Source organism: Candidatus Magnetobacterium casense (assembly GCF_019173545.1).
In the GTDB taxonomy this organism is placed as follows: domain Bacteria; phylum Nitrospirota; class Thermodesulfovibrionia; order Thermodesulfovibrionales; family Magnetobacteriaceae; genus Magnetobacterium; species Magnetobacterium cryptolimnobacter.
The window spans coordinates 1-9,599 of sequence record NZ_JABXWD010000116.1 but is presented as its reverse complement, the minus strand read 5'-3'; the positions used below and the strand labels follow the sequence as shown (position 1 = coordinate 9,599).

The window sequence follows — 9,599 nt, the reverse complement described above, 5'->3', positions numbered from 1 at the left end:
GAACCGTCAAATACGCCTAAACCTAAGAAATTAACACTAAAAGACTTGGAGGTACTGGAGGTATCATGCTTAACTTAACACCTATGGGGCGGAGCCGCCCCTTTCTTTTCTTGTATTGCACACAATCGAAACGCGCTATAATCGCCATGTAATGATTTGAGGTAGCATCCCATTAAAGCGTGGTCACATTGCTGTCGCATAGTAACAAAGCCATATTATGAAGGTATAAAAGCGGCTTAAATCACGGCAACCACGGTTGCTTGTGGTGCTACCTGATTTGACTGCTGACCCCTGGATTGTATTATATTTGAGTCACAGATCAATTGAGGACAGAATCAGCCTCTCTCTCGAAATCTATATCTCTATCCTGAATTCGGCCCCGTTGTCTGTGTTTCTTACCGTTAGTTTCCAGTTCATGTTGGTCTCGATGATTGTCTTTGACATATACAGACCGATCCCTGTCCCCTGCTCTGACGGCTTGGTTGTAAAGTATGGCTCAAATATCCTGCCGATTATATCATCGGGGATACCGCCTCCACTGTCGCGTATGGAGACTATTGTCTTTGCGCCTTCCCCTGATATGTCGATATTGATCTCTTTTTTTGTCTCAGGGTCGTTTATGTTTCTTGAGACAATGGCATCCCTTGCGTTATTTACAAGGTTTAGAATGACATGCTTGAATTCATTTGGGTATCCTGTTACATTGATATTTGTTTCGTTGCCGACACTATGCAGGTTGAGCGTAATATTGCTTTTAATCAACATTGGTGATAAAATCGAGGCTATCTCGTCAATGGCCTTCTTTAAGTCAAATGTGATCTTCTCCTTAGACGGCTTTAAAAAGTTGCGGAAGTCATCTATTGTCCTGGACATGAATTGCACCTGTTGGATGATTTTTGTCTCTGAACTCTTTAAGTAATCCTGGGTTAACTCGTTGAATGAGTAGGCGTCCCCAATGTCTGTGGTAATAACCGAAATGGCGTTTAACGGCTGTTTCCACTGGTGCGCTATCAGGCTGATCATCTCACCCATGGCCGCCATCTTTGATTGCTGGATCAATATCTGTTCATGTTGTTGTCTCTTTGCGGTCTCCTCCAGCACCCTTTGATTGAGGACAACGTTTATCTCCTCCAACTTTTTCTTAAACTCCTTTACGTTTTCCGCCATTGATCTAAATGAAGAAGCCAGTAGTCCTATCTCATCATCGCCTGTGACATTGATTTGGATATCCGATCTTTGTTTGCCTATTTCAATAGCCGCCGTATTCAGCGTTGATAGTGGAACCGTGATACTCCTCGTAATCAAATACGCAATAAGCACACTGATTATAACTGCAAGTAACAGAAATATCCTCATTGAATCCAAGACGTCTTTAGTTGTAGTTCCGGCATGGTTAAACAATACGTCAGCATTCTCCTTGGAAGAATCCACAATGGCATTTGTGGCCTTTTTAACCCCCTTTTTATCGAGGGTATATCTTCCATCGAATATTTCCTTTGCTTCATCTGTTTTACCGGCCTTTACAAATGCTATAATCTCATCTCTGACAGGTTTCCATTTGGAATACAGCCTCAACTCAGAATCGTGTAAGGCCTTATCGCCAAGGAAACATTTGGAGATGATATCGAAGTCTTCGTATACCTTTTTCTCAAGTGCGTCTATGTTTAGAGAGTATTTATCTATGTTAGATAAATACTTGCCATTAACAATGAGGTCCATGAAGTCATCAATTTTATTAATGTTGTCTTTAATGTCCAAAATCGCCCTGGTAACGGTAAAGAGATGACCATACATCTTGTTTATAAGGCTATACAAGTGATCCACACGGCTTATTCCAAACAAAACAGTGCTCGTCAGGAGTAAGAATACCATAAAAAACCCTACACTAAGACGGGTACCTATTTTCACATTCTTAAGCATACCGTTATTATATCCTCATCAGAGGTGAATTGTCAATCTGCCGATGCCCATAGATTGTGTTACCGGCTATTGCATTACGGCCCTGATGTAGGCGGCTATCATGTCTGACCTGTTGAGCATACCTACAATTTTCTTGTGGTTCAGGAAATCAACGACTGGGATTTCATCCTGGTCGTTGATTGAAAACCTTTCAAGTGCTGTCTTCATGTTATCTAAATTGTTTAACAGGACGACGTCTTCAGTTGCAAGCTGGCCAGCGGTGACAACGGTCTTGATGTACTCCTCAAGCATCACGGCCTTTACATCTTGCATGGAGATAATGCCTGCTATCTCACCGCTATCCCTGATGACAGGGAAACAGAGGCCATCGCCGTTTATTATCATATCAGAGACGGTGTTTATTGGTTCATGTTCATTTACCGTTGTGAAGTCTTTCCTCATTATATCTTTGACCTTGATGGCTTGAAGGATAGACATCTCCTTGCCTATAAAGAGGTCTACCCCCCTTCGGGATAACTCGAAGGTGTCAATGGAATCTTTAAGGAGGGCCTTTGACACAAATAACCCCGTGATGCTTGCAAACATAACTGGTATGATGACCTTATAATCGCCGGTCATTTCAATCAATAGAAAGATACCGGTTAGTGGGGCATGTGTAACGGCGGCCAGGAATGCCCCTATACCCACGGTTGCGTAGGCACCCGGGTTTGAGGTCATATGTGGGAATAACCTATGTACTGCACTTTCAAAGGCATCCCCCGTCATGGCCCCGATAAACAGTGACGGTGCAAACACACCACCTGCCCCCCCAGAGCCAAGCGTAATGGAGGTGGCAAGTATCTTAAAAAAAATCAGCACAACGAACAACGTCAACGAATAGTGTCCGTTAAGCGCCTCTGTTATACTGGCATAGCCATCGCCCATGACCTGTGGTAAGAAAATCCCTATGAGTCCTATACAAAATGCCCCTGCTATTGCTTTCACATGTTGGGGCAGATTTATAGCGGCAAGAAAATCCTTGATGCCATAGAACACCTTTATGTATATGACAGATATCACACCGAGAAGCAGGCCAAAGAGCAGATAGAAAGGTATCTCCCTTACCCCAATCATGTCGTGTGAGGTCACGATGAAGGTTGGGTATGCACCATAGTAGGCCTGAGAGACGGCGGGTGCCATTCCGGCTGAGATCACAACGGCACCAAAGGACTCCATTTCATAGTTGCCAAGCATTATTATCTCTGTGGCAAACATGACCCCTGCAATGGGGGCATTGAATATGGCTGCTATTGCCCCCGCCCAATCAGCAGTCGGAGCCGCCTTTTGGAGAGGCCTAGCCATTGACCCACAAGAGAGCCTATTCCACCCCCGATGATGGCCGACGGCCCCTCCACTCCAGCCGAACCACCGGTGCCTATGGTGATGGATGTGGCTATCATCTTTAAAAAGACCGTCCTTAGCTTGATGACCCCGCCTTTAAGGTTTACATTCTCCAAAAAGCCCGGAAGCCCATAGCCACAGACCTCCCCCGGAAATCTCATGGAAAGCGGTATCAGCATTATAGCCCCAATAATTGGCAATACCGGTAAGAGTGCCCGTGAGGAGAGGTCGGTGCCGATGTGAAGCAACCTTTGTCCATGTATAAAGACGCCATCCCTGATAATCTCCGTCATGGACCTGAAGACAATTATGGCCATCGCGCTTATAACCCCAATGAACATGGCAGTGATAACCGTAACCGTATGCCTGTTTGAAGTTATAACCACAAACAACCAATTGATTGTCTTACTCATAAATGAACGCATCTGAGTCTATTATAGCAGGTTTAATTTACAACGGGAAGTAAAAAAAACCTCCCCTATGAGATACAGACTACCAGGGATGAGTTTATTCTCCATTCAAATCAAAACCACCCTCCCTGCCCCCCCATAAAGGAAAGGGTATCCATTCACTTTACGAAAGAACCTTTGTTTTCTTCTCTTTCTTCTGCCTTTGTTCTAACATCTAGTCAAATCTTGTAAGGAAGGCCACAGGGAAGTTGTTTGTCAGGTTATAGAAAGGAATCCTGTAGACTCTTCCATGTTTTTGCGCCTTGATGGTCTGGTTTGTGAGGATATTCTTAAATGTCATCTCCTTTTTTATAGGCAGCAGTATGTAGGTCTCTCTCCAGCTTTTCTTTATGTAGCTCAGGGGGGTATCAATGTCAAATATATCTGTGACAAGCCGTGGGGCAACCACTACCATATAATCATTGCCCAGGGATCGGCCAAATGCACATACATTGTTGGCGTTCTTGCCCGTTGTCGCAAGTGGTACGTAATCTCCAACGTCGAACAACCGTTTGTTTGCTTTCCTGTAATTAAGTACCTTGTAGGTCAGGAACATCTTTATCATGCCGTTTTTCATATCTGCCAGCAGCTCTTTGTTAAGTTCGATTATCCCAACCTCCCGCTCTTTTTTCTGTAGAGTCGACAACATAGCTATCCTCGTTTCATAATCAACAGCCCTGCGATTATCCGGATCCACCAGGCTGTAATCCCACAGCTCCGTCCCCTGATAGAAATCAGGAACCCCAGGAGAGGTAATCTTTAAGAGCACCTGTGACAGGGAATTATACATGCCATATGCTGATACCATGTTCTGAAATGGCAGGAACAGTTCAAAGAACTTCTTGTTATTCTTGTATACAAGCAGCGAATAGATAAAGCTGACTATTGCCTTTTCATACTCGTCGTTAGGGTTGATCCATGAGGAATTGACCTTGGCCTCTCTTATGGCCTTTATCATGTAGTTGGAGATACGCGCCTTGAAATCAGACAGGTCGTAGGTCTGAACCAATTCAGGGGTCAGTCCAGTCGGGGTTGCTCCTATGAGCGTCTGATACAGGAGGTACTCGTCATTTGGTGCAGGGGCAGTCTTATTGCCAACGGTGAGCCTCTTACTCTCGTTGAGCTTCTTGAGACGAAACACCAGCCTTTCCCATTCATCTGGCAGCTCGGACAGGACATTTATCCGTGTTCTGACGTCCTCGCCTCTCTTTGTGTCATGAGTGGCCGTTGTTATAAGCGCATGGGGTTGATAACGCAGCCTATTTATGTTTTTGCTATGAAAGTCCTCCACCGTAACACCAAAGGTATCGGGGTGACCACCAACCTCGTTTAAGGAAACAAGACGATTGTAGATATAAAACACTGTGTCTTCAACACCTTTTGCCATCACCGGCCCTGTTATCTGCTGGAACTTCATTACAAAGCCTATCCACTGCTCTCTGGCTGCGTCGCTGGTACCGTCGGGCAGATTCAGAAGCAGGACATCCTTCAGGAAATCAAAGGTTGAGGCGTTTATCGACGGATTCATTTCCTTGGCGTTGGATACGGCAAACTCAATGTATGTCTTGTCGTAGGAATTTACCTGCCACGCCCTTGCATAGGTCCTGTAGACCGGGAAGTTGGAGATTACCTCTACGATAACATTTATCAGGCTGTTCAGCGTGAAATCCCTCGTGTGTCTATTGTTTTCTGATATCTTCTTTAAGTAGTAACCCAACATGTTTATCTCACTGGCCAGGGATACCTTCATCACCAGTTTCTTCTTGTCATAGACCAACTTTTCATAATCAAATCTATGGTCTATGAATTTACTATAGATGTTATCGAGGTGTTTTTTGTTTTTACCGTTTACAAAGAGACCATTGAGGTTGTTCAGAAATGCATATCCCGTAGAGCTAAAGATCATCCAGTCATCGGGCATGATCTCATTCTTTGCAAATATCTTCTCGCCAACGATATAAAACGGTTTGTACTCAGGGTTTGATAACATGATGGCATCAAACTCGGCGTTTAATAAGTTCTCCACACCCTCATTGTCCTTGACCCCCTCAGCAAGTCTACCCTGTATATAACACAGCCTCTGCAAACTATAAAAGTAATCTGCAGGAGAAAACAAGCCATCAGGGTGATCGATCCTCAAGCCGTTTACCTTGCCCTCCCTGATAAGGCCCGCTATCAACCTGTGCGTGTGATTAAAGACCGTATCGTCCTCCATCCGTATGGCACCAAGCTCGTTGATGTCAAAGAATCTCCGGTAGTTGATCTCCTCCATTGCCACCTTCCAGTACGCCAACCTGTATATCTGGCTCCTCAAAAGTGTATCGAGCAGGTCAAAGCTGCCGGAGTCGCCTTTGACACCGTTAAAGGTCTTGACGTTGTTGTCGATAAACGCCCGTAACTCGACACTTTCGTTATGCAGGGTGTTTAATCGCCTCTTGATTATTTCCTTTTCCCTGGCACGCTCCTTGACAAGCTCTACATCGGTCTCAAGATAAGCCGGAAGATTCTTGATGGCAGTCAGTATGCTCAACAGTTCTGTAAACTGGGGGTGTTCTTCACCCAGGCTGTCTCTAAGGTTGTCCAGCTCGTATTGCAGGATGTTGATGTATGTCTGTGGTCTTATGGGGTATTTGTGGTCGTAGTACCAGACGAAGAAGGCGCCTTCTTCAAAGGACAGTTGGAGTTCACCGTTTTCAAGGATGTTGCCGTACTGGTCGCCAAGCTCAGGGATAAGCACCCGGTGCGTCAGGTCCATGTTTACCGGATACCAGTTGATGTCAAAGTATCTTGCGTATATAGAGCTTGTGCCGTTTTCAAGGACATCCATCCAGAGGGCGTTGTCGTTGCTGGCTACACACATGTGGTTTGGCACGATGTCCAGTATCTGGCCCATACCGTGGCGCTTGAGTTCACTGATCAACCCGTCGTAGTCCTGCATGTCTCCAAGTTCGTCGTTGATGCTGGTGTGGTCTATGATGTCGTAACCGTGTGTAGACCCCTGCTTGGCACGCAGGTAGGGTGAGCAGTAGATATCGCTTATCCCAAGGGTGTGCAGATAGTGGACGATACGCGCGGCATCGGTGAATCTGAAACCACCGTTAAGTTGCAATCTGTAGGTCGAGTCCGGGATATGTGGTGTTATTGACAAGTTGTCCTCCATCGTTATATTACCTCCTTAATTCGTAGTATTTTCGCCTTTATATCAGGGATGTCTCTTGTGACAACTTCCCATACCAGGTATAAATCCACCCCAAAATACTCATGTATTAGGATATCCCGCATCCCAGAAATTTGCTTCCACGGGATTTCCTGCTGCCTTGCTCTCGTATCCTCGGGAATGTTTTTAACGGCCTCACCCATGACTTCTATACGGCGAATGACCGAATCTTGAAGTTGAACCGAGCCTAAGAAGTCGCCTATTGTTTTGCCCTCTGTGTATTGTTCAATCAGCCCTATACACTCTAAGACATGCCCGATAAAAATCCTTGCGTCTTTTTTCACAAGATAACCTCTTGTTCGCTCAGGATTCTTTCCTTAAGCAACGGGTGAATCGAGCCATAGGTGAGAACATCAACCTTTTTCCCCAATAAATCCTCGATCTCCAGTTTCAAACCTACGAGGTCTAACAAGCTCTTTCTCCCCTCAAATTCTATTAACAAGTCAATATCGCTTTTGTCTGTTGCCTCCCCTCTGACGACGGAGCCAAAAAGGGCAGCCCTTTTTACTCCGTATCTTTCCAGGACATTGCTTATAATCCCTTTTATATCTTCAGCCTGAGTGTTCATTTCTATCTCTATTCATCTGATTTTCTGTAGACGCTGACGCTTAATCCAGGCACAGTGATCTGCGTGTCCGCATCTAGGACATCCGGTGCTTTAGCACCGTCTCCGCCCCATATCGTGTCGGCGGAGTCAAGTACCTTATCCAGCGTGTATCTCAGCATTGGGTGGGAGGTCGTTGCCTCCTCTGCGCTTAAGTTAAATATGCAGGCGATATTGTCTCTGGCTTTTTTGTAGTCAAGGATAACAATGCGTTGCGTTTGCTGTCCGTACACCTCTATGTCCCGTGGATAGAGCGGGGAGAGCGCCGGAGTCCCTTTTCTGAGGCTGATGAGGGCCTTGTAGAACTCAAGGAGCAGATTGTTTTGTGGGTTGTTTCTCTTTTCCCAGTGTAACTTTGACCTCATAAACGTCTGTGTATCCTGCGGGTCTGGAGGTGTGCCCTTCCAGGCAAATTCGCGAAACTCCTTTTTCCTACCGCTTCTGACCGCCTTGATCAGCGCCGGATCGCCGTGGCTGATGAAGTACAAAAACGGCGCATCCTCGGCATACTCCTCGCCCATAAAGAGCATCGGCACGTAGGGCGACAGCAGAACCGTTGCGGCAGCCAGCTTGAGCGCCTCGAACGAGACCAGCGCAGACAGCCTCTCACCCAGCATCCGGTTGCCGATCTGGTCGTGGTTCTGTGAAAAGACGACAAATTGCCAATCCGGCCTACCCTCCGGGGAGTTGCCGTGTGCGCGATTCCTGTGGCGTGAGTACGCGCCACAGTAGACGTATCCGTCTCTTATGGCGCTGACCATGTCCCTGAGCGTGCCAAAGTCGGAGTAATAGCCGTTCCGTTCACCCGTCAGGATTGTGTGCAGGGCGTGGTGGTAGTCATCGCACCACTGGGCATCCATCCCGTAGCCACCCAACTCGATAGGCTTGATGACCCTGGAGTCGTTGAGGTCGCTCTCGGCGACGAGGCAGAGATTTCTGCCGGTGGCCTTGGCGAGGGTGTTGGTGCGTTCAGATAGTTCCTGGAGTAGGTGTCTTGCCCCCATGTCGTAGATTGCGTGTACGGCATCCAGTCTCAGGGCGTCGATGTGGTAATTGCCAAACCAGTGCAGGGCGTTTTCGATGAAGTAGGTTCTGACCTCGTCGCTGTGGGGGCCATCGAAGTTGATAGCGTTTCCCCACCCGGTCTTGTATCTGTCAGTAAAATAGTGTGCAAGTCCCCAGAGGTAGTTGCCTTCAGGGCCTATGTGGTTATAGATCACATCGAGGATGACGGCAAGGCCCCTGCGGTGACACTCATTGACGAGGGTCTTGAGTCCGTGCGGGCCGCCGTAAGAGTTCTGGACGGCGTATGGATAGACGGAGTCATAGCCCCAGTTTCTCTCCCCTGGAAACTGTGTAACGGGCATCAGATCTATGGCATTGACGCCGAGGTCTACCAGGTCATTCAGACGTGCAATGATTGCCTCAAAGGTGCCGGCCTCCGTAAAGGTGCCAACGTGCAGCTCGTACATGATCATCTGCGAGACGTCTATTCCCTTAAACTCGGCGTCCGTCCACATGAATGCGTCATGGTCTACGACCTGCGATGGTTTATGCACGCCCTGGGGTTGGTAGTGGGATGCAGGGTCTGGGATTTCGCGTTCGTTGTCCAGGATAAACGTGTAGCACGTCTGTGGTGTAACGTCATCAACGGTGGTCTCCCAGTATCCCCTGTGGTCACGCCTCATGGGGATGCGCCTCTGAGTTGGGGGGCATATATTTAGTTCAACGACCTTAGACAGTGGCGCCCATAGCGTAAACCTGCATCTTCCAGCACCTAAATAGTTGGCTCCATTTTTCATGATTAATAGTCTCCTATGTGCAAACTTAGACACGCCTTACTCATGCCATGATTATCTTGATATATCCACTACCCATTCAAAGTTCTGATATCCGCTTTTTGTTACGACTTTTATATCGTTGGTAGCACCCCAAACAACCGTGGTCATGCAGCCACCGCCATTGTTTGGTTTTGTAGGTGCCTGGGTGGTCGTCCTCGTCGTGGAGGATCAACCCATAACGGCAACGG

6 protein-coding genes and 1 pseudogene are annotated in these 9,599 nt (G+C 47.0%); all 7 read right to left on the bottom strand.

Annotated elements, in window-relative coordinates:
- Positions 1-354: 354 nt before the first annotated feature.
- Entirely contained in the window at positions 355-1,920 is a 1,566-nt protein-coding gene (locus HWQ67_RS07980; protein ID WP_255317171.1) for an ATP-binding protein, read from the bottom strand.
- A 66-nt stretch (positions 1,921-1,986) separates the two neighbouring features.
- The gene (locus tag HWQ67_RS20460; RefSeq protein ID WP_425340709.1) at positions 1,987-2,361 is read right to left on the bottom strand and encodes a CBS domain-containing protein; all 375 of its coding nucleotides are present in this window, start codon (positions 2,359-2,361) and stop codon (positions 1,987-1,989) included.
- A gap of 171 nt (positions 2,362-2,532) precedes the next feature.
- Positions 2,533-3,461: pseudogene (locus HWQ67_RS20455) on the bottom strand (chloride channel protein); the annotation flags it as partial.
- 463 nt (positions 3,462-3,924) lie between these two features.
- The gene (treY, locus tag HWQ67_RS07965; RefSeq protein ID WP_218252154.1) at positions 3,925-6,909 is read right to left on the bottom strand and encodes a malto-oligosyltrehalose synthase; all 2,985 of its coding nucleotides are present in this window, start codon (positions 6,907-6,909) and stop codon (positions 3,925-3,927) included.
- A 2-nt stretch (positions 6,910-6,911) separates the two neighbouring features.
- On the bottom strand, positions 6,912-7,250 hold the full coding sequence (locus tag HWQ67_RS07960) for a HepT-like ribonuclease domain-containing protein (RefSeq protein WP_218252153.1): 339 nt from the start codon (positions 7,248-7,250) through the stop codon (positions 6,912-6,914).
- Complete coding sequence (locus tag HWQ67_RS07955; protein WP_218252152.1) at positions 7,247-7,534, bottom strand: nucleotidyltransferase family protein; 288 nt, start codon at positions 7,532-7,534, stop codon at positions 7,247-7,249. Before HWQ67_RS07955 ends, HWQ67_RS07960 begins: the two co-directional genes overlap by 4 nt.
- An 8-nt stretch (positions 7,535-7,542) precedes the next feature.
- Positions 7,543-9,372, bottom strand: a complete 1,830-nt coding sequence (gene treZ, locus HWQ67_RS07950) for a malto-oligosyltrehalose trehalohydrolase (protein WP_218252151.1) — start codon at positions 9,370-9,372, stop codon at positions 7,543-7,545.
- Positions 9,373-9,599: the final 227 nt, after the last annotated feature.

Excerpts from the sequence above, each read along its gene's own strand:
- treZ (WP_218252151.1), bottom strand. The coding sequence starts at position 9,372 with ATGAAAAATGGAGCCAACTATTTAGGTGCTGGAAGATGCAGGTTTACG.
- treY (WP_218252154.1), bottom strand. The coding sequence starts at position 6,909 with ATGGAGGACAACTTGTCAATAACACCACATATCCCGGACTCGACCTAC.
- HWQ67_RS07980 (WP_255317171.1), bottom strand. The coding sequence starts at position 1,920 with ATGCTTAAGAATGTGAAAATAGGTACCCGTCTTAGTGTAGGGTTTTTT.
- HWQ67_RS20460 (WP_425340709.1), bottom strand. The coding sequence starts at position 2,361 with ATGAGGAAAGACTTCACAACGGTAAATGAACATGAACCAATAAACACC.
- HWQ67_RS07955 (WP_218252152.1), bottom strand. The coding sequence starts at position 7,534 with ATGAACACTCAGGCTGAAGATATAAAAGGGATTATAAGCAATGTCCTG.